The following is a 23,546-nucleotide window of genomic DNA, read 5'->3' as shown; positions in this document are numbered from 1 at the left end:
TTCTGAGGGCGCCGTACGGGCTGGTCTCCGGCCCGTACGGCGCCCGGCGCTCAGGCGCGCCCGGCGCTCAGGCGCCCGCGCTCAACTGCCCGGCGAGCAGCTGCCCGGCGATCAGGCGCGCGGCGGGACCTCCGGCACCGGCAGCAGCGGGAGCCTCAGCGCCCCGAAGGCGTCCGCCGGTACGGCGGGGCTGCGCGGCGGCACGGGCCGCAGGCGCTCGTACGGCGCCTCCGGGGCCGGACGCGGGTCGGACTCGCCCTTGTTGGGCCACAGGGACATCGCCCGCTCGGCCTGTGCCGTGATGGTCAGAGACGGGTTGACGCCCAGATTGGCCGAGACGGCGGCGCCGTCGACCACATGGATGCCCGGATGGCCGTAGAGCCGGTGGTACGGGTCGATGACGCCCTCCTCCGGGGACGCCCCGATCGGGCAGCCACCGAGGAAGTGGGCGGTCAGCGGGGTGCCCATGAGCTCGCCGACATTGCTGCCCGCGAAGCCGTTGATCGAGTCGGCGATGTGGCGGGCGGCCTCGGCGCCCTCGGGGATGTGGTCGGGGTTGGGCTCGCCGTGGCCCTGGCGGGCGGTGAGCAGCCCCTTACCCGGCCCCTTCGGCTTGCGGTAGGTGGTCAGCGAGTTGTCGTGCGTCTGCATGACCAGGCCGATGATGGTCCGCTCCGACCAGCGGCGGTTGGACAGCGAGCGCACGGCCAGGGTGGGGTGCCGGAGGTTGGCGCCCAGGAAGCGCAGCCAGCGCGGAACACGCCCGCCGTGCGGGATCTGCAGGATGGAGAGCATCCCCATCGCGTTGGAGCCCTTGCCGTAGCGCACGGGCTCGATATGGGTGTTCTCGTCCGGGTGGATGGACGAGGTGATCGCGACGCCCCGGGTGAAGTCCGCCCGCCCCTCCCCGCCCCCCGAGCGGCGGTAGCGGCGGTCGGTGGTCTGCGCGCCCACCAGGGCCTCGGAGTTGGTGCGGGTGAGGATGCCGAGCCGCTCCGAGAGGCGCGGCAGCAGCCCCTTGTCCCGCATCGTGTGCAGCAGCGTCTGGGTGCCGTAGGTACCGGCGGCGAGGACGACGTACCGGGAGCGCAGCGCCTTGGGTTTGCCCTTACGGCGGTTGTCGGTCGGGACGGTGGTGACCGTATACCCGCCGTGGGGGTCGTCGCGCAGGGCGACGACGGTCGTCATCGGGTGGACCACGGCTCCGGCCCGCTCGGCGAGGTGGAGATAGTTCTCGTTGAGGGTGTTCTTGGCACCGTGGCGGCAGCCGGTCATGCACTCACCGCACTCCGTGCACGCCTTACGGGACGGGCCGGCGCCGCCGAAGTACGGATCGGGAACGGGCCCGCCCGGTGCGGCCTTGGTGGTGCCGTCGGCGTCGTGGCCGTCCCCGAAGAAGACCCCCACGGGCGCCATATGGAAGGTGTCGCCCACGCCCATCTTCTCGGCGGCCGCCTTGAGGTGGACATCGGACGGGGTGAGGGTGTGGTTCAGGCGCGCCCCGAGCATCCGCCGCGCCTGGTCGTAGTACGGGCTCAGCTCCTCCTGCCAGTCGGTGATGTGCCCCCACTGGCGGTCACGGAAGAACGGCTCGGGCGGTACGTAGAGGGTGTTGGCGTAGTTGAGCGAGCCGCCCCCGACCCCGGCGCCCGCCAGCACCATGACCTTGCCCAGGACATGGATGCGCTGGATGCCGAAGCAGCCGAGGGCCGGGGCCCAGAGGTAGTTGCGGAGGTCCCAGGAGCTCTTGGGCAGGGTTTCGGGGGTGAACCGGCGGCCCGCCTCGAGGACGCCGACCCGATAGCCCTTCTCGGTCAGGCGCAGGGCCGATACCGATCCGCCGAATCCCGAGCCGATCACGATCACGTCGTAGTCGAAGTCACCGTCGTCGTCGGCGGCGGCGTCGATCTCGGCGTCAACCTCGGCATGGGCGCCGGCACGGGCGTTGAGATCGTCGGCGAAGTCCTCGTCGTGGCCGGGCTCTCGCACCCGCTTTTGGGCAGACCTCTCCCCTGACACTGGTACCTCCATTGAAATGTGCTGATCAGCGCAGGCGCAGTGCCTTGAGCGCACGCAGGCTGCGGGTCATGAAGTCCGCGTATTTCTCGTCCGTCATCCCGAAGGCCGGGCCGAGCGGCATCAGCCGCTGCTGGGCGACCGTCTGCGGTTCGGTGAACCTGAGGATGCCCTCGGAGCCATGGCGGCGGCCGAGTCCGGAGTCGCCCATGCCGCCCATGGGCGACGCGACGCTGCCGAAGGCGGCGGCGTAGCTCTCGTTCAGGTTGACGGTGCCCGCGCGCAGCCGGGTGGCGATCGCGCGGCCGCGCCGGGAGTCCTTGGTCCAGACGCTGGCGTTCAGACCGTAGGACGTCGCGTTGGCGCGCTCGACGGCCTCGTCCTCGTCGCGGAAGCGGTAGACGGAGACGACCGGGCCGAAGGTCTCCTCGGTGCAGACGGCCATCGGGGGCTCCACGCCGTCCAGGATCGTCGGCTCGTAGAAGTACGGGCCGATGTCGGGGCGGGCGCGGCCGCCGGCGAGCACCGTGGCGCCCTTGGAGACGGCCTCGTCCACATGGCGGGTGACGGTCTCCAGCTGGCGCTCCGAGACGAGCGAGCCCATCTCCGCGCCGTACGCGAGGGCGGTGCCGAGCCGCATGGCCTTCGTACGGGCCGCGAAGCGCTCCAGGAAGTCGTCCGCGATCGATTCGTGGACGTACAGCCGCTCCATGGAGATGCACAGCTGCCCGGCGGAGGCGAAGCTGCCGCGCACCGCGCCGTCGACCGCGCGGGCGAGGTCGGCGTCGCGCAGCACCAGCATGGCGTTCTTACCGCCGAGTTCGAGGGAGCAGCCCACCAGGCGGGCGGCGGCGGCCTGGGCCACCTCGCGGCCGGTGCGGGTGGAGCCGGTGAACGCGACGTAGTCGGCGCGCTCGACCACGGCGGGGCCCACCACCGGGCCGTCCCCGATCACGATCTGCCACACCCCGGCCGGAAGTCCGGCCTCCACCATCAGCTCGCGCGCCCACAGGGCGGACAGCGCGGTCTCGGTGTCGGGCTTCATCACCACGGCGTTGCCCGCCACGAAGGCGGGGATCGCATCGCCCACGGAGAGCTGGAGGGGGTAGTTCCAGGGCGCTATGAGGCCCACGACCCCGCGCGGCTGGCGCAGTTCGGTGACCTTGGTGAGGGTGGGCACCGCGCCCAGATGCCCCTTGGGACGCAGATACGCGGGCGCCTTACGGCCGTAATGGCGGGCCACGATGGCGACGCCCTGGACCTCCTCCTGGGCGTGCAGCCGGGTCTTGCCGGTCTCCAGCTGGATCAGGTCCAGGACCTCCGGCTGGCGGCGCAGCAGCAGGTCGTGGAAGCGGAGGAGGACGGCGGCGCGCCGGCGGACGGGCGTCGCGGCCCAGGCCCGCTGGGCGGCGCGGGCGTTCTCGAAGGCGGTGGCGACGTCCTCGGGGGTGGACTCGGGCAGGGCGGCGGCGAGGACTTCCCCGGTGAACGGGGTGTGGCTGACGGTGGTGCCGCTGCCGCCGACGCCCCGGGTGAGCCGGGCGATCAGCTCGGGGGTGACGACGTCGGCGGCGGTGCGGGTGCCTTCGGGGGCGACCGGGTTGCCGGCGCCGCCCTGCGTGATGTGCGAGTCCGTCATGGGGGCGAGAGTAGGCGCGCCCGGCGGCTTTGGGTACCCGGCGGTAACAACTTTCGTCCCCCGGCCCGGGCGGACCCGGCCAACTCCCTCAGAGCTTGTCGATCTTCAGATTCCGCACGATCCGCTCGTAGAGCTCCTCGCCGTCCCTCTGGGCGTCGCCGTTGGCGGGCATGGAGACCGTCAGATCCCAGGCGACCTTGGCCTTGTTGACGTAGAGGTGATCGTGCTTCACATACCGGATGGGGTTCTTGTTGCTGCTGGTGCCGTACGGCAGATAGGAGGTGGTGACGTCCCGCGCCTCCTTCCCCTGCTGCTTCGACCCGGCCTTCTCGCTCTTGGCCTCCTCGACCGTCGCCCCGCCACCGTCCTTGTAGAAGGCCACGATCTGGTCCGCCGCCGCGTCGAGGTCCGCGGGGTCGTTCTCGCCGTCGGGGGTGGACCGCCGCAGGGAGACGCTGAAGACACCGCTGGGGTCGTAGTACGTGACCACCGGGTTGTCCGAGTCGCTGTCGTCCTGGACCCGCCGGTACTCGCCCGGCACGGCCAGGGACGCGCCCACGACATCGCGCTCCTCCCGGACCGTCCAGCCCGGCGGCAGCCCCTCACTGGAGAACGGCTTCATGATCGTGAGCACCAGGGCGGCAGCCACCACCAGCACCAGGCCGGCAAGCCCGAGCTGCGCCTTACGGTTCTTGTGCAGGATCGGCGGCACGAAGCGGCTGCCCGTGGACCGTCCGCCGCCCGGCGGGTATCCGGCCGTGGCGAGCATGGTGGGCACCGACTGCGGCTCCCGCACCGCCGCCGCCAGGGCCTGCCGCACCTCCGGCGCCGCCGGGCGCATCGCCGGGTCCTTGCGCAGCAGTTGCATGATCAGCGTGGCGAGCGGGCCGGTGGCCCGCGCGGGGACCTGCGGTTCGGAGCCGAGCACGGCCTGGAGGGTCGCGGGGGCGTGGGAGCGGCGGAACGGCGACATGCCCTCGACTGCCGCGTACAGCACGACGCCGAGCGACCACAGGTCGGACTCCGGCCCCGGCCGCTGGCCCAGCACCCGCTCGGGCGCGATGAACTCGGGCGAGCCGACGAAGCCGCCCGTCTCGGTGAGCCGCTGCTCGCCCTCGATCTGCGCGATGCCGAAGTCGGTGAGCACCACCCGGTCGCTCCGGCCGAGCAGTACGTTGTCCGGCTTCACATCGCGGTGCAGCACGCCCGCCTCATGGGCCGCCGCCAGCGCGCCGAGCACGGCGAGGCCGATCCGGGCCGCCTCGCGCGGATCCAGCGTGCCCTCCGTCAGCCGGTCGCCCAGCGACTGGCCGCGCACCAGCTCCATCACGATCCAGGGGCGGCCGTTCTCCACCACCACGTCGTGGACGGTCACGACGGAGGGGTGGTCGATCCGCGCCGCGGCGCGCGCCTCGCGCTCCATCCGCTGATAGACGGTCTGCCGCTCGCGCTCGGGGAGATGGTCGGGGACGCGCGGCTCCTTGACCGCGACATCGCGGTCCACGATCTGGTCGTGCGCCCGCCAGACGGTGCCCATACCGCCGTGACCGAGGCGGGAGACGAGCTGATAGCGGCCCCCGATGAGCCGCCCGCTGCTCGGGTCCTGCGCGGCGGGCCGGTCTCCGGCGGGCGGCTCTTCGGCGGGCCGCTGTCCGGCGGGCGGCTGGGCGCCGCCGCGCGGATCGGCGAACTGCGTCGGCTCGTACGCGCCCCGCGACGGCCCCGCCGCCCCGGCCTCGGCCTCCTGGCCCGGCCGCTGGGCCCCCTGGGTCCGCTGGGACCCCTGGGGCGCCTCATGTGCCTCGGCCGCCTCGGGTGGCGGCTGCGGCGCCGGCACCGGGGCGGCCGGAGCGTGCGGTGGCCGCAGGCTGTAGCTGGTGGGCTCGTTCACCCGTCCCCCGTCGTTCGTCATGCGCCCATCATTACCCAGTCGGCGGCACCCCTGTGGAGACGCCGTGGGCGCTCGTGACAAAGCCGTTGCGACGTCGCTCAGTTCTCCGCGCCGAGGCGCGCGAACGTGGCGGCGGCGGTGTCGAAATGCCGCTTGCCCAGGGATTTCTCACCCACGGGGGCGGATAGCCACAGGTCGTACATTTTGCCGTTCTCGTTCCAGCTCAGGTCGTATGTCTGCCGTGAGCCGCCGTCGTCGGCCGAGCCGTTCCAGATGAACGCCCACAATGCGGCGGGGCGGCCGTTGTGCTCGGTCTCGATGACCTGGCCGCTGCGGTAGCCCGGATAGTCCTGCGGGCCCTTGGCGTCCGCCTTACGGCTGAGCCCGAGCGGACCCTCGGGGCTCTGCTCCTGGACGTGGATCCCGATCCGGAACTCCATACCGGGCGAGTTGTAGTAGACCCGGGGCGCCTTGTACTCGCGGGCGTACCCCTCGGGCACCCCGAGCGAGAAGCCGACCGGGTCCTTGACCAGCTCATAGCCGTCCGGGATCCGGTCCGACGGGCGCGCCGTGGGCTCGGAGTCCTTCACGGGCCGCTGCGGCGCCTTCTCGGGGGCGCTCGGGCTCCGCGAACTCCCCTTGTCGGCGCTCTGGCTCGTACGCCCGCCCAGCGACGCGTCGCCGTCACCGCCCCCGTCGTCCAGCAGTGCCACGGCGCCCGCGGCCACACCGGCGAGCGCGACCACCGCCGCGGCCGCCATAAGGACGGTACGGCGGCGCCCGCCACGGCCGGAACGGGACCGGGCGGCGGGGGCGGCGGGGGCGGACGCGGGGGCGGACGCCGCCGGGGGCGCGGAAGGGGGGAACGGCGCGCGGGAGGACACCGGGGGCGGTACGGGTACGGACGCCGACGAACCGCGGCCGTCCGGCCCGAACGGCACGCTGGGCTGGGTCGGGGTGTACTCCAGCGGGATCTCCGGAGTGTCGCCCACCTCCTGGGCCATCAGCAGCATCCGCTCGACCTCGTCGGCGCTCAGCCGCTCCTCCGGGGCCCGTCGCAACAGCCCCTCGATGACCGGCGTCAGGGGCCCGGCCGCCTCCGGCACGGGGATCTCGTCGAAGACGACGGCGTGCAGCACCCCGGCCAGCGACTCGCGGTGGAACGGGGATTCACCGCCCACCAGCGTGCAGAGCAGCACCCCGAGCGACCACAGGTCCGACTCCGGCCCGGTCCGCCGCCCCGACATCCGCTCCGGCGCGGTGTATTCGGGCGAGCCCACGAACGAGCCGGTCTCGGTGATCGTGGTGGACCCGGTGACCTGCGCGATCCCGAAGTCCGTCAGCACGACCCGGCCGGTGCCCGACTCCACCAGCACGTTGGCGGGCTTGATGTCGCGGTGCAGCACCCCGCGCACATGCGCGGCGCGCAACGCGCCCAGCAGCGCGGTCGCGATCCGCCCCGCCTCACGCGCCCCGACGGGGCCGTCCGCGCCCAGCCGGTCGGCGAGCGAGCACCCGTCGACCAGTTCCATGACGATCCAGGCGCAGTCGTCCTCCTCGATCACATCGTGGAGGACGATCACGTTCGGATGCTTGATCTGTGCGACGGTCCGGGCCTCGCGCAGGGTGCGCTCACCGCGCAACTGCGAGTCGAAGGCCGTGAGCCCCTCGTCCACATGGAGTTCCTTGACCGCGACATCGCGGCCCAGCAACTCGTCGACGGCCCGCCAGACCGTGCCCATTCCGCCGCGTCCGAGCCGTGTGGCCAACCGGTAGCGGTTGGCGATCAGACGGCCTTCTCCCCCGGTACCCATGGGCTCATCTTGCCTCACGACACGGAGGCCCTCGAACACCGGACCGCCGACCCGCCCTCACGGGCGATTGAGCACGGGCGCGCCATACGGAAGTCTGGGACCCGCCGATGTTAGAGGGGCGGACCGCGGCCGCCCCCCTTTTTTGAGGGCTCGGTTCGCCTCCGGGGCGCTTCAGCCTCCCCCAGCTACCGCTGGGAGGTGCCCCCTGTCGACGGTCGACCGTGCTCGGTCGCCCGCGCGGCGGAGCCGCATATCGATCGGAGCCCTCGCTCCCTGCGCGCGTCTCCCTTACGACAGCGACGCGCCCCTTCGGCTCACTCGCCGGTAAGCCCCATGGGCCGGAAGCTCTACGGCAGCCGAGAAAAGTGGGCCGCCCCGCAGCGGGGGTCCACGGGGCGGCCAGTCAGAGGGGCGCCATAGACGGGGCGCCAGTCAGTGGGTTGGTCAGCCAGTGACCTTCCACGTCCGGGAGCCGCTGAGCAGCTTCCGCAGGGCCGGGTCCTTCACCGCGCTCGTGGCGTCCGTCGCCTTCGCGGTGACCTTGTGGGTCGTCCCGTCGCTCGGGACGCCCAGCGCCGCCGGGGTCACGCTCGTCTTACCGTTCGCGGCGGTGACCTCCGCCCCGTCCACGTACCACTTCAGCGACGCGCCCTTGGGCACGTCCACCTCGATGCCCGCCGACCGCTTGACGGCCGTCGCGGTGGCCGTACGGCTGCTGAGCGCGCTGGCGTGGCGGTAGAAGCCCGCGATCATCGCCTCGCGGCCGGGGAGGTTGAACTCCCGCCCCAGGGTGCGCATGATCGAGTTGTCGGTGGGGCGGTTGATGCCCTTGGGGTAGTAGCGGCCGCCCTCGTAGGCGCCGACCGTGCCGCCGTCGGGCGAGGTCTGGCCGATCCAGCGGTACCACTTCTTCTGCTGGGCGGTCAGCTGCGCCGCGCTCAGCTTGGTGGCGTTGGACTCGTCGGGCTCGGCGCCCGTGTAGGTGCCGTACTCCGGGTAGAAGTACTCGTCGGCCAGCTTGCCGAGCGAGTGGCCGGTCTCGTGGACCGCGATCTGGTCGGAGTCGGCGTGGTCCGAGGCGGCGGTGGCGATGCCGTCATAGCCGACCTGCGAGGTGAGGGTGTAGCCCGCGCCGCCGTACTTGGTGGAGTTGGACAGCACGACCACCAGATCGGCCTGCGGCGCCTTGGCCGCGTACGACTCGACCTTGGCGGTGTCGACGCACAGCAGCCGCTCGATGTCGTCGCACCAGAAGTACGAGCCGAGGGCGGTGTCCTTGACGACGTCCTTGGACGGGTCGCCGGAGACGCCGGACTGGTTGGAGACCGCGTCCACCGTCCAGACGTTGAAGAGGTCCTTGTACGAGGCGTAGGGCTGCACGGCGGACATCTGCTCCCACTTGGAGCGCGCGTCGGCGTGGAAGTCCTCCTGCTGGCCCGCGGTGTAGCCGTCGCCGATGAAGACGACGTCCAGCTTGTCGGCCGTGGTGCCGTTGTCGACGACCGAACCGACCTGGCCGTCGGCGGCGGCCTCCTTGGCGGACAGGGAGCGGGCGGCGCGGGTCAGCCGCTCGGGAGTGGCGGCCGGAACCTCGGTGTGGCGGGGGTGGCCGCCCGGTCCGGTGAAGTACTCCACGTCCAGGGCGCTCCGCGACGAGGCGGCGTCAGCGGCGGCGGTCGAGCCGGACGCTCCCGGCGACGCCGTGGCCGGCGCGGTCATGGCCGCGGCCGCCGCCAGGGCGATGCCTCCGGCGACGGCCGCGGTGCGCAGGGTGATGCGGCTGCGTATGCGGCTCCGTATGCGTCTGCGCACGGTGACTCCCGAAGTCCTCGCGATAAGCGGCCAGTTAAGCAGGATTAATTCGCCGCTCAACCTAAGGGGTCCGGGTGTCGGGGGCAATGGGAATTAGGGAAGTGGCTAGGAAATCGGGCACCGCACAACCATGCGGCGCGCTCCCCGCTCAGCCCCTCCCCTCTTCCCGCTGACCCCCTCCCGCGCGCCCCGTCCCGTACCCCGCCCGACCCCTCCCGTTCAGCCCCTTCCACCACCCGCTCGCCCCCTCCCGACCTGCCGCTCCTCCCCTCCCCGCTCAGCCCCTCCCGTCGCGCGCCAGCCGCAGCAGCCGGTCCAGCACCCGGCGGCCCCCGGCCCGGATCCCGTCGTGCTCGAACTCGTCCGTCACCCAGGTGCGCACGCCCCGGATCGCCCGCGCGGTGGCCAGGGAGTGCTCGGTGTCCACGTAAAGGTCGTCGTGGTAGATCACGGCGGCCACCGGCACGGTGTTACGGGCCAGCCGCTCGGTGTCGTACAGCGGGCCCCAGCCGGTGCGCGCGGCGAGCAGTTCGGCGGTGCGGGCGAGCGGGCGCAGCGCCGCGTGGGTGTCCAGCATCCAGGGGTGCACCGTCTCGCCCGTAAGGAGCACAGGGCGGTCCTCCGCGACCGCCTTACCGGCGTCGAACGCGGGGAATTCGGCGCGGACCCGCTCCGCGGCCCAGTCGGTGGCCCGGCCGTCCTGGGCGTAGGTGGACTCCAGCAGGAGGCTGAAGAGCGGGGTGGCGGCGCGGGAGAGCACGGCCGCCACCTGCTCGCGGAAGGCGTCGCTCAGCCGCGGCCCGTCGGCGGTGGGCACGAACGCGTCCTCCAGGAGGTAGTGCAGCCGGTGCGAGCCGTCGCCGGTGCCGAGCAGGAAGCCGAGCTGCTGGAGGGCGGGGACGGTGAGCCGGGTGCCGTCCGTCAGGATCTCCTCGTGGTCGGCCAGATGCCGCACCAGGGCCCGTACGGTTTCCGCGTCCCGCGGATAGCGGGCGTAGTGGGCGAGGGTCTTGCGCTCCATCCGCGGATAGGCGGTCCGGTAGACGGCGTCCGCGTCGGTGCCGGGGTCGATCGCGGGCAGTCCGCCGGCCAGCACTACCGCGTCCAGCCCCTCGGGCGCGTGGGACAGATAGTTCACGGCGCAGAAGCCGCCGAAGCTCTGGCCGAGCACGGTCCACGGGCGGTCCCCCATGAGCCGGTGCCGGATCAGCTCGCAGTCGCGGACGATCGCGTCGGCGCGGAAGTGGGAGAGGTACTCGGCCTGTTCCCCGGGTCCGCCGCGCAGCGGCAGCGTCTGGCGGTTGGCCGGGGTGGAGCGGCCGGTGCCGCGCTGGTCGAGCAGGAGCACGCGGTATTCGTCCAGCGCGCGGTCCAGCCAGCCGGAGCGGCCCACCGGGCGGTCCGCGCCACAGCCGGGCCCGCCCTGGAGGTAGACCAGCCAGGGGAGCCGCTCGCGCTCGGCGGCGGATTTGCCCGCGGCGACGACCTCTCGTGCGTAAAGCCGGATCAGCGCGCCCTCGGGAGCCTTATGGTCGAGCGGTACGTCGAAGTGATAGTCGGCGAGGAGCAGTTCCGGCTGACGGACGGTCGTCACGGCGCCCGGCCCGGCCGGTACCGCTGTGCTTGCCTGCTGCATCCTTCAATCCTCACGTTAAATGGACTTAGCTCGGCGATTAAGTTACCGCCGGGGAGAAGAGGGCACGGTGGCCGACAGAAGCGCCGGTGACGGGCGGACGGCGGGAACGGCGACGGGGGCGGCCGGGGCGGAGTCGACCGCCGAGATAGGACGCCGGGTGCTCAGACTGCGTACCGAACGCGGCTTCACCCAGCGGCAGCTGGCCGAGCCCGCGTACACCGCCGCCTATGTCTCCACCCTCGAGGCCGGGAAGGTGCGCCCCTCAGAGGCCGCGCTGCGCCATCTCGCGGACCGGCTCGGCGTCAGCTACGAGGAGCTGACCACCGGCCGCTCACCGCGCGACGCCACCCGGCTGCGGGCCGCCGTCACCGACGCCCGGCGGGCGCTGGCGACCGGCGCCGCCGAGGACGCCGCCCTGCTCTTCGCGGAGGTGCGCGACGAGGCGGAGCGGCTCGGGTTCGCCGAGGAGCGCTCGGCGGCCCTGCTGGGGCTCGGCGACTGCGCGCTGGAGACCGGTGACCTCACCGTCGCGCGGGACCACTTCGAGGCCGTGGAGCGGCTGCTCGCCGGGGAACCGCTGCCCCGCCGGATCCCGGCGATCCGCGGCCGGGCCGTGGCGCACCTCCTCGCGGGCGAACTGCGCTACTCCTGCTATCTGCTGGAGAGCTCCATCGACGAACTCAACGCCTCGGGACTGCACGACCCGTACGCGCTGCTGCTGCTCTATACGGCGGCCATCGCGCCCTATATGGACATGGGGGCGCACGCCCGCGCCGTACGCGCCGCCGAGCTGGCGCTCGCGCTGGCGCCGAGCGTGGACGACCCGGGGCTCATCGCCCGGATGCACCGCGGAGTGGCCCGCACCCTGATCGCCGAGGGGCGGACGGCCGAGGCCGACGCCTCCCTGGCCAAGGCTCAGGAGCTGTACGAGCAGCTGCGCATCCACACCGACCTGGCGCACTGCCACTGGATGCGCGGCTATGTGCACGCCCAGGACGGCAATCTGGAGCGCGCCGAGCGCGAACTGCGCACCGCCCGCGACATGCTGGCCTCCAAGCGGGCCGCGCTGTTCACCGTGCAGGTCGAGGTCGAGCTGGCGGATGTGCTGCGCCGTCGCGGCCGTACGGCGGAGGCGGAGGCCCTGCTGCTGCCGCTGCTGACGAGCTCGCCCGCCGCGGGCGCCGCGAACACCGCCGGAGAGCCGGACGCGGCACCGGGCGGGGCCGGGACGGGGATGGCCGGGACGGGCGAGGCCGGGGCGGGTGACGCCGGGCTGACCGCCGACCGCGGCGCGGTCCACGCGGGCGGCGCCCACCGGCTGCTGGGTCTGATCGCGGACGAACGCGGCGACGCCGAGGCCGCGGAGGAGCACTACTGCGCGGCGCTGTCCCTGCTCGAACGCACCGGCGCGGCCGGTGACCTGGCCGACCTGTGCCGGCTGCTGGGCGATCTGCTGCGCCGGGAGGGCCGCCAGGAGGCCGCGATGGACGCCTACCGCACCGGGCTCGGCCACCGCGCCGCGCCCGGCACCACCACCCTGGGCCCGGCCCCCGCCGAGCCCCCCATGTGAGGCGTCCATCGGCCCCTCCCGCCCCCACCGACCGCCCGCCCGGCCCCTCCCCGTAGCTTCTCGGGGGCCGGCCGGCGCCTGGGTCGCCGGGCGAGCGCCTGGTCGGGGCGCACCGCACGGCAGGCGGTCGGAGAGACGAACAGGCCGCCGCGTGTGGGGGTCGCGGCGGCCTGACCGCGGCAACGCCCCGCTGCCGTGTCCGCCGATCGCGCATCGGGAGGCACTCCGGCGCGGTCACGGGGCTGGGGTTCGGGACGACCCCACGGGGTGATGCGGCTTGCGATCCACTCTGCCTGCTGGGAGCCGCCGGGGAAATCCACCATTGGTCTGCCGTCACCCCCTCCGACCGGCGGGGGTGTTCCCGCCCACTGACGGAGCCAACCACTCCATATTCGCTCTCCGATGAGGCAGGCTGTCCGGGCAATGGGCATGACAGCTGAGGACAGGGAGCGGCCGGTGATCCGTGTGGCTGTAGTGGACGACGAGGCGCTCGTACGATCCGGTCTGCGACTGATCCTGGGCACGGCCCCGGACATCGAAGTGGTCGCGGAATGTTCCGGAGCCTTCGCGGTGGACACGGTGCTGAGCAGCAAGGCCGATGTGGTGCTGCTCGACATCCGGATGCCGGACGCCGACGGGCTCAGCGTCCTCAGACAGTTGCGGGCCGCGCCCGCCTCCCCCGCCGTGGCGATGCTGACGACCTTCGACGTCCAGGAGTACCTGGCGGCCGCGCTGCGCGCCGGGGCCGCGGGCTTCCTCCTCAAGGACACCGATCCGGAACAGCTCGTACGGGCCGTGCGCACGCTCGCCGAGGGCGGCAGCGTCCTCGACCCGGCCGTCACCCGCGCCGTGATCGGCGGCTATCTCGCCGCCGAGGCGGAGGCGACGGCCGCCGAGGCCGTCGAGGCGCTCACCCCGCGCGAACGCGAGGTGCTGACGCTGCTGGGCGAGGGGCTCGCCAATCCGCAGATCGCCGAGCGGATGGGGCTGGCGCCCAGCACCGTCAAGGACCATGTACGGGCGGTGCTCGGCAAGTTGGGCGGGCTCAACCGCGTCCAGGCGGCGATCGTCGCCGACCGCGCCGGGCTCGTCACCAGCCGTCCGCCGATAGGTGGCACCCGATGACCGTCTCCCCGCTGCCCCCGCCCCGGAGTTCGTCCCCCGGCACGCCCGGCACGCCCGGTACCGCTGGTACGCCCGGCACGCCCGGTACCGCTGGCGCGCCCGGCGCGTCCCCGGCCGCGTCGCCCACGCCGCCACCCACCCACTCCCCCTCCTCGCCGCCGTCCGCCCCGGCCGCCCGGCGGCGGCCGCCGCAGCGGGTCATGCGGTGGGGCTCGCTGATCGTCCCCGTCCTCCTCGCGGTCGCCGACGCGCTGCTCGTCAACGGCGTCACCTTCGGCCTGGAGCTCAACGTCTCGCTGGTGGCGGCGGCCGCGCTGCTGGTGCGCCGGAAGCTGCCCGCGCTGGTCTTCCTGGTCACGCTGCCGGGAATCCTCATCGGCTACGTCTGGTTCGCGCCGATGATCGCCCTCTACACGGTGGCCCGGCTCCGCCCCGACCGGCGGCTGCTGGGCATCTCCGCGCTGCTGCTGGCCGCCGCGCACTTCATCCCCTGGCCGGTCTCCGACTTCGAGTCGACCGCGTACCGGGAGAACACCCTCACGCTGATCGACGCGTGTGTGACCTCCGTGGGACCCATCGCGCTGGGCCTCCTGGTGCGTACGCGCGGGGAGCTCGCCGCCCGGATCGAGGACCTGACCCGCAGCCGCCGCCACGCCGACGAGCTGATCGCCGAGCAGGTGCTGTCCACCGAACGCGCCCGGCTCGCCCGCGAGATGCACGACGTCGTCGCCCATCAGGTCAGCCTCATCAGCCTCCAGGCCGGTGCGGTGCAGATCAGCGCGGAGGACGCGAAGGCGCGGGAGGGCGCGCGGACCATCCGCGAGCTGTCCGTGCGGACCCTGGACGAACTCCGCCATATGGTCGGCATCCTGCGCGCGGCGGGCGGCGACCACGAGGAGCTGACCCCGCAGCCCCGGCTGGCCGATCTGCCCCGGCTGATCGAACTCAGCGCGCTGGACGTCAGCTTCGAGACGGACAGCGCGACCCAGCGGCCGGGCCACTCGGAGGCGGTGGAACGGGCCGCCTTCCGCATCGTCCAGGAGGCGCTCACCAACGTCCGCAAGCACGCGCCGGGGGCGCGGGTGACCGTACGCGTCAACGACGCTCAGCCGGAGGGGCCGGAGGCGGCGGACGGGCCGGGACGGGATCGCAAGGCGGTTCGGGGAGCGACTCAGAAAGCGGCGCCCGAGACGGCGCCCGGGGCGGCACCCGGAGCGGCTCAAGCGGCGGAGGAGACCCGGGGCCTGCGGGTCGAGGTGCGCAACGGCCCGCCCGACGCCTCCGCCGTGGCCCCGGGGCTGCCGGGCGGCGGTCACGGTCTGGTCGGGCTGCGGGAGCGCGCACAGCTGCTGGGCGGCACGCTGGAGGCCGGGCCCACGAAGGAGGGCGGCTTCGTCGTACGGGCCGACTTCCCCAAGACCCCGCGCGTCACGGGTCCGGCATGAGCGGGCCGCATACCGCCCCGGGCGCACCCGTAGGCGTACGGAGGTGGAAGTCGGCTGCGGTTCGGTGGCGCCCCGAAGGGGCGCGGGGCTGTGTCGATGTGCGGCTCCGCCGTGCGGGCGCGACCAGCCACGACGGCGCCGCGGACGATCGACGGCAGGTCAGGGCACTCCCAGCGGAGCGCTCAGGCCGACAGGGGGTCGACCGCGTCCTCGTCATCCTCGTCCAGCTCCGTGGCCGCCCCCAGGTCGGGGTAGACGTCGAACAGCCGTCGCACCCCCAGGGCCGCCAGCACCCGGTGCACATGCGAACCGTGCGCGGCGTCCTGCGGCGGCAGGATCAGCCGCAGCCGACCCGAGCACGACCGCATCAGCCGACGCGCCGCGATCAGTACGCCGACCCCGCTGGAGTCGCAGAACCGGACCTCCGAGAGGTCCAGAACCAGCCAATGGCGGCCCTCGGCGACCGCGTCGTGGACGTGCTGCCGGACTGCGGGCGAGGTCACCAGGTCCATCTCTCCCGAGACCTGGAGAACGACCCACTCCCCCCGCCGGTCCTCCATCACCTTCAACGTCACGCGCCCGAAGCCCTTCGCTCGCCGCTAACCGGAATTTGCTGTTCCCGGGCGGCTGCCCGCCCATCGGCGCATGAAACTCCCCCAGGCATACGCCTTGAGGGACGACCCTATGCCGCGCCGAAGCGTTTCGTCTCCCCGATCCTGCGCAAAGCGACCGTTCCAATACCATGCGCAGCCCCGTTCTCACGCACTTTGCCTGATGGACGCGTGTTGTGAGAGCCACCGGCATTACATTCGATATGAACGTGGGCATAGTGCCTGGAGGGCCGGCCGGACAACTCGGGATTGGGGGCCGCATGGCGAACGACGCACCGCCCCGCTGGGACCGCAGGATGCAACAGCGTCTGGCGCGCGGCGAAGCGGCCGCACTTGCCGAGCTCTATGACCGATTCGCCTCACTTGTCCACACCTTGGCGCATCGGGTCCTCGAGGACGACACCGGTGCCGACCGCGTCACCCGGGAAGTCTTCGGCTACGTCTGGGAGAACCCGGACGCGTACGACCCCCAGCAGGGCTCGCTGCGCGCCTGGATCGCCATGCTCACCCAGCGCCAGGCGGTGCACCGGCTGCGCGCGTCGCAGACCGCCTCGGCCTGCGGGGGCACCCTCACCAGCGAGGCCCTGGAGGAGCGGATCCGCGAGGCGTCCGTGGCCGCCCGCGCCGACTACATCGTCACCTCCATGCCCGCCCCGCTGCGCGCCGCCCTGGAGCTCGCCTACTTCGACCGCCGCGACTACCGGCAGGCCGCGGCCGCCCTCGGGGTGACCGAGGACGAGGCCAGGCGCCGCCTCCGGCTCGGCCTCCAGCTGCTGTCCACGGCCCATGTCCAGCCGCCCCGCGCGGTCTCGCCCCCCGGCTACGGACGGGCGCTGTGACCGGGCGCGGCGGGCCGGACCCGTACGACGACGCCTACGGTGAGAGCTCCGGCGGCTCCGGCGACGGAAGAGACGGGCCCGGACGGGGCAGCGACGCGGATCTGCCGTCCCACCCCGCCGGGCCACCACGCATACCGCCGCCGCGGCCGGCCGCCGAGGACAGCGGCCACTGGCCGGGTGCCCTGGACGGCGGCATCCCCGCCCCGCGCCCGCCCACGGCGGACGAAGCATCGGCGGACGAGGTACGGGCGAACGACGCACCGGCGAACGAGGCACGGGCGAACGAGGCACGGACGGACGACGCACCGGCGAACGAGGCACGGACGGACGACGCACCGGCGAACGAGGCACGGACGGACGACGCACCGGCGGACGAGGTACGGGCGAACGACGCACCGGCGAACGAGGCACGGGCGAACGAGGCACGGACGGACGACGCACCGGCGAACGAGGCACGGGCGAACGACGCACCGGCGAACGACGCACCGGCGGACGAGGTACGGGCGGAACAGACACCGAAGCCCGGACCGGAGCCCGATACCGCACCCAACCCGGAACCCGCCGCAGGCTCCGAACCGGAAGCGACACCGACGCCGGAGCCTCGCCCGGGCCATGAGCCGGAACCAGCCCTGGGCCCCGAACCGGAACCGACCCCGGGCCCCGCCCCGGAAGCGAATCCAGAACCGGAATCGGAACCGGAACTGCGCCCGGAACCGGATCCGCGCCCGGAACCAGAACCGGAGCCGCGTCCGGCCCCGGCACCGCCCGCCTCCGCGGCGCTGCCCGCGCCCGCGGCCGGGCCCACCACCCCACCGGCCGTGCCCGCCCCACCGGCACGCCCCGCCCCACCGGCCGCCCCCGTGCCACCGGCCGCCCCCGTGCCACCGGCCCCGCCCCTGGCGGCGCCCACGCCCTCCGCGGCCCATCCGCTCTCGCACGATCTGCTCCGCTCGCTGCTCGGCGCCTGGGCACTGACCGCGTGCTCGCAGGAGGAGACCTCCGCAGTCGAGGCGCATCTCAACCACTGCCCCTCCTGCGCCGAGGAGGCGCTGCGGCTGCGCGACGCCGTCGGGCTGCTGCACACCGAGCACAGCCTGGACCTCGACCCGATGCTGCGCTCCCGGGTGCTCGCGGGCTGTCTGGGCCGCCGTCCGGCCCGGATACCCATGCCCGGCTGGGCCAGTGCCTACGACGCCGAGGCCGCCCGGCTGGACGCGCTGCTGCGCGACATGGGCGAGGCCGAGTGGCGTGCGCCGGTACGGCTCAAGTGGTTCGACGGGCGGCGGCTCACCAGCCGGGACACCACCGTCGCCGGGGTGATCGGCCATCTGATGGTCGTGGACGGCATCGTCGCCGCCTCCCTCGGCCTCCCCGACCCGATGGGCGCCGCGATGGGCGCCGGCGCCCCCGGCTCGCCCCTGGCCCGTACGGAGGCGTACTGGCACGACGAGCCCGGCGCCGCGTACGGGGCCGGTCCGCCCGGCGCGGTACGGGAGTTGTGGCGCGAGCAGGGCCATGCCCTGGTCCGTACGGTGTCGTTCGCCGGGCGTGGGGTCGCGGAGCTCGATGTGCCGTACGGGGACTTCGCGCTGCCGATCCGCGACGCGTTCCTCGACCGCGCCCTGGAGTGCTGGGTGCACGCCGGGGACATCGCCGAGGCCATCGACTACCCCTATGAACCACCGGCCTCAGCCCACCTCAAGGCCATGATCGACCTGTGTGCCCGGCTGCTTCCGGGGACGCTGGCCGAGCGGCGCCGGGCCGGGCTCGCGTCCCCGCCCCGCCGGCTGGTCGAGGCGGGCACCCCGGGCCGTACGCTCCATCTCCAGGTGGAGGGCACGGGCGGCGGCGACTGGTACATCCCGCTGGACTCCCCGGCGGCGATGGCCGCGCCGGAGGAAGCGGTGGCGACGATCGCGCTGGACCAGGAGGCGTTCTATCTGCTGGCGTCCGGGCATGTGCCGCCGCAGGAGGCGGCCGCGGGCCTGTCCGGGGACACCGAGGCGATCCGGGATGTGCTGTTCGCCACAGCGTCCCTGTCCCGTCTCTGAGGAGCGCGGCGTCTCCGAGGAGCGCGGCGCTCGGCCTTAGTCGAAGACGACCGTACGGTGCCCGTTGAGCAGCACCCGGCGCTCGCTGTGCCACTTCACGGCGCGGGCCAGCGCCTGGCACTCCACATCGCGGCCGACCGCCACCAGCTGGTCCGGGGTGAGCCCATGGCCGACGCGTTCGACCTCCTGCTCGATGATCGGGCCCTCGTCCAGATCGGCGGTCACATAGTGGGCGGTGGCCCCGATCAGCTTGACCCCGCGCGCATGCGCCTGGTGGTACGGCTTGGCGCCCTTGAAGCTCGGCAGGAAGCTGTGGTGGATGTTGATGATCCGGCCCGACAGCTCCTTGCACAGGTCGTCGGAGAGCACCTGCATATAGCGGGCCAGCACCACCAGTTCCACCCGCTCCGCGCGCACCAGGTCCAGCAGCCGGGCCTCGGCCTCCCGCTTGGTGTCCCTCGTCACGGGGATGTGGTGGAACGGGATCCCGTAGGAACCGACCAGCGCCTGGAAGTCGGTGTGGTTGGAGACCACCGCGGCGATCTCGACCGGCAGCGCGCCGATCCGCGACCGGAAGAGAAGGTCGTTCAGGCAGTGCCCGAACTTGCTGACCATGAGCAGGATGCGCATCTTCTCGTCGGCGCGATGGATCTCCCAGTCCATCTGGAAGGACTCGCCGACCGCCGCGAAGCTGGCCCGCAGGTCCTTCACCTTCACCGGCGAGACGGCACGGAAGGCCACCCGCATGAAGAAGAGCCCGGTGTCACGGTCCCCGAACTGCTGGCTGTCCTCGATGTTGCAGCCGGTCATGAACAGATAGCTCGACACGGCGTGCACGATGCCCTGCTTGTCCGGGCAGGACAGCGTGAGGATGTACTGGTCGGGGACGGGATGCGACTCGCTCATGACTCCATAGCGTCCCACACCCGCGACAGCGCCCCACACCCGCGACGTCGTTCAGACCGCCTGCGTCATGATCGCCAATACTTCGAGGGTGCGCGGTGGGATGTCCGGATCCTCGCCGTCGTTGGTGGCCAGCCGCACATGGGCCTCACGGGCCGCTCGTACGGCCTCCGGCCAGCCATGGTGCTCGAGGTACGCCGAGACGGGGGCGTCCGCGCCCGCCTGGTGCATGATCCTCAGCACCCGCAGCACGGCGACATCGACCAGCGCCGCCTCCTGCGAGTCACGGAAGATCGTGCCGACGTACTTCTCGGCGGACCAGTTGTCCAGCCAAGTGTCCTCGACCAGCCGGTAGACGGCGTCCGTCACATCCCCGTACCCAGGCTGGCCGGCCAGCCAGCACTCCTGCTGGAAGACGGGATCCGAGAGCATATGCAGCGCCGAGCGCACATTGGTGCGCCAGCGCCACCAGGGCATGTCGTTGACAGGCATGCCTCCCATGGTGGTCGAGCGACGGGCGCGACGGGAAGACTTCTCCGAACCTTGCACAGTCACCGATCGTACGTTCTTCACACACAGAGACGGATCAGCCCCCGCTGTTCACCTCTACGTCACCATTCCTTGTCTTCTCATAGCGGCTGCGTTCCTCGCGAAGCACCAAGCTCGCTTGCCATGACCGGACGGCGACGCCCCTCCTCCCGCCCCTTCCGAGCCGCCGTCGCGGCACTGTGTACGGCGGTCGGCGCGTCGCTGCTGTCCGGCTGCGGCGCGGTGCTGTCGAACAAGAGCGACAGCGACCCCATCACCGTCATGACCTGGGCCCCCGAGGGCACCAAAGCGACCAATATGCCTGGAATGCCCGCTATGGCGAAGGCATTTGCCCGCTGGGTCAACGACTCCGGCGGCATCCACGGCCGCAAACTCGAGGTCGTCACCTGCAACGAGCGCAACGACGCCGTCCAGGCCGCCGGCTGCGCCCAGCGGGCCAAGGAGGACAAGGCCGTCGCGGTCGTCGGCTCGTACAGCCAGTACGGCCGGTCCTTCATCTCCCCGCTGGAGGTCGCCGGCATCCCCTACATAGGCGGCTACGGGCTGACGCAGGAGGAGTTCGACAGCCCGTACTCCTATCCGGTCAACGGCGGCCAGGCCGCCCTGCTGGTGGGCAACGGCCGCCAGCTGGCCTCCCGCTGCGAACGCACCGCGCTGGTGCGCCCCGACACCATCGCGGGCGACGACCTCCCCCAGCTCCTCAACACCGGCCTCAGGGCGGGCAATCGCGCCGACGCCCATGACGTACGCGCCCCCGACGGCGCGGGCGACTACAGCAAGCAGGCCACCACGGCCCTGGAGGGCGTCGGCGCCGACAGCTCCCTCGGCGGCGCCGACCAGGGCGCGGCCCTGGAGAACTCGTGCGTCACCGCGGCGCTCGGCAACCGCACCGGCACATTCTTCGACTCCTTCCGCCGGGTGCAGGAGAACCATCCGAAGGTGCGGATAGCCTCCATCCTCGGCGGCGTCCGGCAGTCCCTGATCGACTCCACCGGCGGCACCTCCAGCCCCCTGGAGGGCACCTACGCCACCGGCTGGTACCCGGCCGGGGACGATCCGCGCTGGAACCCCATGAAGAAGGTCATCAACAAGTACGCCTTCGACGACAACCGCATCGACCCGGACGACCCCGGTACGCAGACCACCTGGATCGGCTACACGGTGCTGCGCTCGGTGCTGATGTCCCTGCACGCCGACGACATCAGCGCCCGCACCGTGCGCAACGCGCTGGACAACGGCCACGCGGTCAACACCGGCGGGCTGACGCCCACGCTGCGCTGGGGCTACGACGACACGCTGCACGTGCCCAACTACTCGCGGATCGTCAACGCGGACGTCACCTACCAGATGGTGCGCGACGGCCGGCTGGTGGCGGTGCGCAAGGGCTTCGTCAACGTGTCCAAGATCCTGGAGCGCTACCGCCCGGCGGACTGAGCCGCGGGTCTGGGCCACGGAGTAGCCACGGTCTGGGCCGGGCCGGGGGTCCGGGCCACGAGTCTGGAGGGGGCCTGAGCCGCGGGCCTGCGCCACGGGTCTGGGCCACGGAGTGGGCCGGGGGCCTGCGCCACGAGTCTGGTCCGGGGGCCTGCGCCACGGGTCTGGGCCACGAGTCTGGTCCGGGGGCCTGCGCCACGGGTCTGGGCCACGAGTCTGGTCCGGGGGCCTGCGCCACGGGTCTGAGCCGCGGGTCTGGGCCACGGAGTGGGCCGGGGGCGGCGCTGCTGCCGCCCCCGGCCGTCCGGTCACAGGTCGGTGGCCTGGCGCGGGGTGAGGCCGTACTGGGAGGCGATCGGGTTCCACAGCCCCGAGGCCGTCTTTTTGGCCTGGGTCGCCTCGCCGCTCGCCCGCTCGGCCGCCCCGACCCGGGGCGAATGGCGGGCCTTGCCCTTGGGGCAGCCCTTCTTGCCACCGACCTGGTCGGCCCAGGCCGCGTACTCGTTGTCGGCCCTGGCCGAGGACTTCCACGCCCTGGTGAGCGACGCGGTCAGCCGCGCGTGATCGGGCAGCTTGTCCACCGACAGCTTGCCCAGCCGGGTCACCAGGTCATTGCGCTGGCCCGCGGCGGTCCGCAGATCCGATGCCGCGGTGGTCAGGTCCTTGCAGGACTTGATGTTGTCCACGGCCTTGATCACCGATGCCCGGCTGTTGTTGCTGTCGGCGAGCAGCGCGTCCAGCGCCTTCGCCTGCGTCTCGACGGGGTCGGGGGCCTTGGACGACTCCGCGGCGCTCGGCGAGGCGCTGCTCAGCGTCGAGTTGTCCTTACCGTCGTCATCGCCGCCCATACTGAGCACGGCTCCCGCGGCGAGTCCGGCGACGGCGCAGCTCGCCACCACCACGATGCCGATGATCATGCCCCGGGACATCCGGCGCCGCCCACCGCCGCCATGACCGCCGCCGTCACCACGGCCGCCGGACGGCGGTCGCGGAACGTCCGGGCCGAACTGCGGAAGCTGCTGCGTCTCATCGGCGCCACCGCCACCGGCACCGCCGGAGTCGCGGAACAGACCGTCGAACTCCGAGGGCGGCGGCCGGTCCCCGGGACGGCCGGGACGGATCGCGTACGGGGCGCTGCCGGGCCGCTCCGGAATCGGCGCGGGCGGGGCGGGCGCGGCGGGCGTGGGCGGGAGCACCGCGGTCTCCTCCGCGGCCGCGGCCGCGGGGGGCTGCTGGCGGTGGGCGCCCCGGCGGCCGGGGCGGACGGCGCGCAGCTGGGTGGTGGACTCGGCCGGTGACTCGGGCCGGTTCTCGGGCGGCAGCGGTGCGCTCTTGACCGTGGCGAGCGTGGTGGTGGGGGTGTCCAGGGGCGGCGGGGCCTCACCCGGGACCGGGGGTATGACCTGGGTCGCGTCCGCGTCCCCGGCGGGCTGCGGCGGCATCACCTGGGTCTCGTCGGCGGCCTGGTACGGCAGCTGCTGGGGCTGGTACGGCGACGGGACGTTGTGCGGCGGCTGCGGCAGCTGAGCGCTGTGCGGCAGCTGGGCGCTGTGCGGCGGCTGAGCGCTGTGCGGCAGCTGAGCGCTGTGCGGCGGCTGGGCCGGTCTCTCCGGAGACGTCCAGCCCTGCTGCTGCCCGTACGGCTGCGCCTCGGGCGGCGGGGCACCGAACTCGGCCCGCGGGGGCAGTTCCCCCTGCGGCGGCGGCGCGCCGAACTGACCCGGCGGCGGCAGTTCGCCCTGCTGCTGCGGTTCCGGAGCGCTCTGCGGCCCCCAAGGCTCCCCCCACGCCTGTCCCCCGGCCGGGGCCCCCTGTTGGGCGTCCGAGGGCCTGTAGTCCCCCTGGGCAGGCAGCACAACCCCCTCGCGCACGGGGTGCGCGGGCGGGACCGCGGGAAGCCGCGGCTCATTCCCCTGACCGCTCTGCGTCACCGGGACTCCTTGATATACGGAACGACGGAATCGTCGGGTCACGCTACCGGTTCCCCAGAGGGCGCGGTGCCCATGAGCCCATCGGGACGGAGAGAGACTGGTCACCGCGACATGGGGCACATCACCACGATCGGGGGCGATATGAACCCCATCCGTACCCGCGGTAAACACAACGCAACACACTCCACAACACCCATGCCTCACCACACGCGCATCAGCCACCACAACACAACACACCTGTAGCGCCCACACCGCTCAACGCCCCCACACCCGGGAGAAG

16 protein-coding genes are annotated in these 23,546 nt (G+C 72.9%); 6 read left to right on the top strand and 10 right to left on the bottom strand.

Features of this window, described 5'->3' with window-relative positions:
- Positions 1 to 111 precede the first annotated feature (111 nt).
- The 6 genes from LIV37_RS28615 to LIV37_RS28590 all read right to left on the bottom strand — a co-directional run bounded on the left by LIV37_RS28615 (position 112) and on the right by LIV37_RS28590 (position 10,808).
- Positions 112 to 2,031 (bottom strand): GMC family oxidoreductase, encoded by a 1,920-nt coding sequence (locus LIV37_RS28615; protein WP_214663076.1) that lies wholly within the window; start codon positions 2,029 to 2,031, stop codon positions 112 to 114.
- Between the two features lie 13 nt (positions 2,032 to 2,044).
- Complete coding sequence (locus tag LIV37_RS28610) at positions 2,045 to 3,655, bottom strand: succinic semialdehyde dehydrogenase (protein ID WP_020870570.1); 1,611 nt, start codon at positions 3,653 to 3,655, stop codon at positions 2,045 to 2,047.
- Positions 3,656 to 3,743: 88 nt separating this feature from the next.
- Positions 3,744 to 5,567 (bottom strand): serine/threonine-protein kinase, encoded by a 1,824-nt coding sequence (locus LIV37_RS28605; RefSeq protein ID WP_020870569.1) that lies wholly within the window; start codon positions 5,565 to 5,567, stop codon positions 3,744 to 3,746.
- Between the two features lie 77 nt (positions 5,568 to 5,644).
- Positions 5,645 to 7,360, bottom strand: a complete 1,716-nt coding sequence (locus LIV37_RS28600) for a serine/threonine-protein kinase (RefSeq protein WP_020870568.1) — start codon at positions 7,358 to 7,360, stop codon at positions 5,645 to 5,647.
- Positions 7,361 to 7,804: 444 nt separating this feature from the next.
- Positions 7,805 to 9,172, bottom strand: coding sequence for a M64 family metallopeptidase (locus LIV37_RS28595; protein ID WP_020870567.1), 1,368 nt, complete (start codon positions 9,170 to 9,172; stop codon positions 7,805 to 7,807).
- Positions 9,173 to 9,449: 277 nt separating this feature from the next.
- Positions 9,450 to 10,808 (bottom strand): alpha/beta fold hydrolase, encoded by a 1,359-nt coding sequence (locus LIV37_RS28590; RefSeq protein WP_020870566.1) that lies wholly within the window; start codon positions 10,806 to 10,808, stop codon positions 9,450 to 9,452.
- 67 nt (positions 10,809 to 10,875) lie between these two features.
- Here LIV37_RS28590 and LIV37_RS28585 point away from each other — a divergent pair, with 67 nt between their 5' ends.
- The 3 genes from LIV37_RS28585 to LIV37_RS28575 all read left to right on the top strand — a co-directional run bounded on the left by LIV37_RS28585 (position 10,876) and on the right by LIV37_RS28575 (position 14,948).
- Positions 10,876 to 12,378, top strand: a complete 1,503-nt coding sequence (locus LIV37_RS28585) for a helix-turn-helix domain-containing protein (RefSeq protein WP_020870565.1) — start codon at positions 10,876 to 10,878, stop codon at positions 12,376 to 12,378.
- Positions 12,379 to 12,834: 456 nt separating this feature from the next.
- Complete coding sequence (locus LIV37_RS28580) at positions 12,835 to 13,503, top strand: response regulator (RefSeq protein WP_121824398.1); 669 nt, start codon at positions 12,835 to 12,837, stop codon at positions 13,501 to 13,503.
- Complete coding sequence (locus LIV37_RS28575) at positions 13,500 to 14,948, top strand: sensor histidine kinase (protein WP_121824399.1); 1,449 nt, start codon at positions 13,500 to 13,502, stop codon at positions 14,946 to 14,948. The genes LIV37_RS28580 and LIV37_RS28575 overlap by 4 nt, the downstream gene beginning before the upstream one ends.
- Before the next feature lie 182 nt (positions 14,949 to 15,130).
- Here the strand turns inward: LIV37_RS28575 and LIV37_RS28570 are convergent, their stop codons facing one another.
- Positions 15,131 to 15,508, bottom strand: a complete 378-nt coding sequence (locus tag LIV37_RS28570; protein ID WP_020870562.1) for an STAS domain-containing protein — start codon at positions 15,506 to 15,508, stop codon at positions 15,131 to 15,133.
- A gap of 311 nt (positions 15,509 to 15,819) precedes the next feature.
- Here LIV37_RS28570 and LIV37_RS28565 point away from each other — a divergent pair, with 311 nt between their 5' ends.
- Together LIV37_RS28565 and LIV37_RS28560 are read left to right on the top strand one after the other, a co-directional pair.
- Positions 15,820 to 16,398 (top strand): sigma-70 family RNA polymerase sigma factor, encoded by a 579-nt coding sequence (locus LIV37_RS28565; protein ID WP_020870561.1) that lies wholly within the window; start codon positions 15,820 to 15,822, stop codon positions 16,396 to 16,398.
- A 701-nt stretch (positions 16,399 to 17,099) separates the two neighbouring features.
- Positions 17,100 to 18,449: a zf-HC2 domain-containing protein gene (locus LIV37_RS28560; protein ID WP_121825213.1), complete on the top strand. Its 1,350-nt coding sequence runs from the start codon at positions 17,100 to 17,102 to the stop codon at positions 18,447 to 18,449.
- Positions 18,450 to 18,485: 36 nt separating this feature from the next.
- Here the strand turns inward: LIV37_RS28560 and purU are convergent, their stop codons facing one another.
- Both purU and LIV37_RS28550 read right to left on the bottom strand, forming a co-directional pair.
- The gene (gene purU, locus LIV37_RS28555; protein WP_020870559.1) at positions 18,486 to 19,355 is read right to left on the bottom strand and encodes a formyltetrahydrofolate deformylase; all 870 of its coding nucleotides are present in this window, start codon (positions 19,353 to 19,355) and stop codon (positions 18,486 to 18,488) included.
- Positions 19,356 to 19,406: 51 nt separating this feature from the next.
- The gene (locus tag LIV37_RS28550; RefSeq protein WP_214663074.1) at positions 19,407 to 19,853 is read right to left on the bottom strand and encodes an SCO4402 family protein; all 447 of its coding nucleotides are present in this window, start codon (positions 19,851 to 19,853) and stop codon (positions 19,407 to 19,409) included.
- Positions 19,854 to 20,024: 171 nt separating this feature from the next.
- Between LIV37_RS28550 and LIV37_RS28545 the strand changes: the two genes are divergently transcribed.
- Positions 20,025 to 21,335 (top strand): ABC transporter substrate-binding protein, encoded by a 1,311-nt coding sequence (locus LIV37_RS28545; RefSeq protein ID WP_020870557.1) that lies wholly within the window; start codon positions 20,025 to 20,027, stop codon positions 21,333 to 21,335.
- Between the two features lie 308 nt (positions 21,336 to 21,643).
- Here LIV37_RS28545 and LIV37_RS28540 read toward each other — a convergent pair whose 3' ends face one another.
- Entirely contained in the window at positions 21,644 to 23,266 is a 1,623-nt protein-coding gene (locus LIV37_RS28540) for a hypothetical protein (protein ID WP_121824402.1), read from the bottom strand.
- Positions 23,267 to 23,546: the final 280 nt, after the last annotated feature.

Origin of the sequence: Streptomyces rapamycinicus NRRL 5491, assembly GCF_024298965.1 — a bacterium.
In the GTDB taxonomy this organism is placed as follows: domain Bacteria; phylum Actinomycetota; class Actinomycetes; order Streptomycetales; family Streptomycetaceae; genus Streptomyces; species Streptomyces rapamycinicus.
Note: the sequence above shows the minus strand (reverse complement) of the source record. Positions and strands in the feature narration are given on the sequence as shown.

Coding starts and splice junctions, on each gene's coding strand:
- LIV37_RS28565 (WP_020870561.1), top strand. CDS start 15,820: ATGGCGAACGACGCACCGCCCCGCTGGGACCGCAGGATGCAACAGCGT.
- LIV37_RS28605 (WP_020870569.1), bottom strand. CDS start 5,567: ATGACGAACGACGGGGGACGGGTGAACGAGCCCACCAGCTACAGCCTG.
- LIV37_RS28590 (WP_020870566.1), bottom strand. CDS start 10,808: ATGCAGCAGGCAAGCACAGCGGTACCGGCCGGGCCGGGCGCCGTGACG.
- LIV37_RS28545 (WP_020870557.1), top strand. CDS start 20,025: ATGACCGGACGGCGACGCCCCTCCTCCCGCCCCTTCCGAGCCGCCGTC.
- LIV37_RS28570 (WP_020870562.1), bottom strand. CDS start 15,508: ATGGAGGACCGGCGGGGGGAGTGGGTCGTTCTCCAGGTCTCGGGAGAG.
- LIV37_RS28600 (WP_020870568.1), bottom strand. CDS start 7,360: ATGGGTACCGGGGGAGAAGGCCGTCTGATCGCCAACCGCTACCGGTTG.
- LIV37_RS28610 (WP_020870570.1), bottom strand. CDS start 3,655: ATGACGGACTCGCACATCACGCAGGGCGGCGCCGGCAACCCGGTCGCC.
- LIV37_RS28575 (WP_121824399.1), top strand. CDS start 13,500: ATGACCGTCTCCCCGCTGCCCCCGCCCCGGAGTTCGTCCCCCGGCACG.
- LIV37_RS28550 (WP_214663074.1), bottom strand. CDS start 19,853: ATGGGAGGCATGCCTGTCAACGACATGCCCTGGTGGCGCTGGCGCACC.
- LIV37_RS28615 (WP_214663076.1), bottom strand. CDS start 2,031: ATGGAGGTACCAGTGTCAGGGGAGAGGTCTGCCCAAAAGCGGGTGCGA.
- purU (WP_020870559.1), bottom strand. CDS start 19,355: ATGAGCGAGTCGCATCCCGTCCCCGACCAGTACATCCTCACGCTGTCC.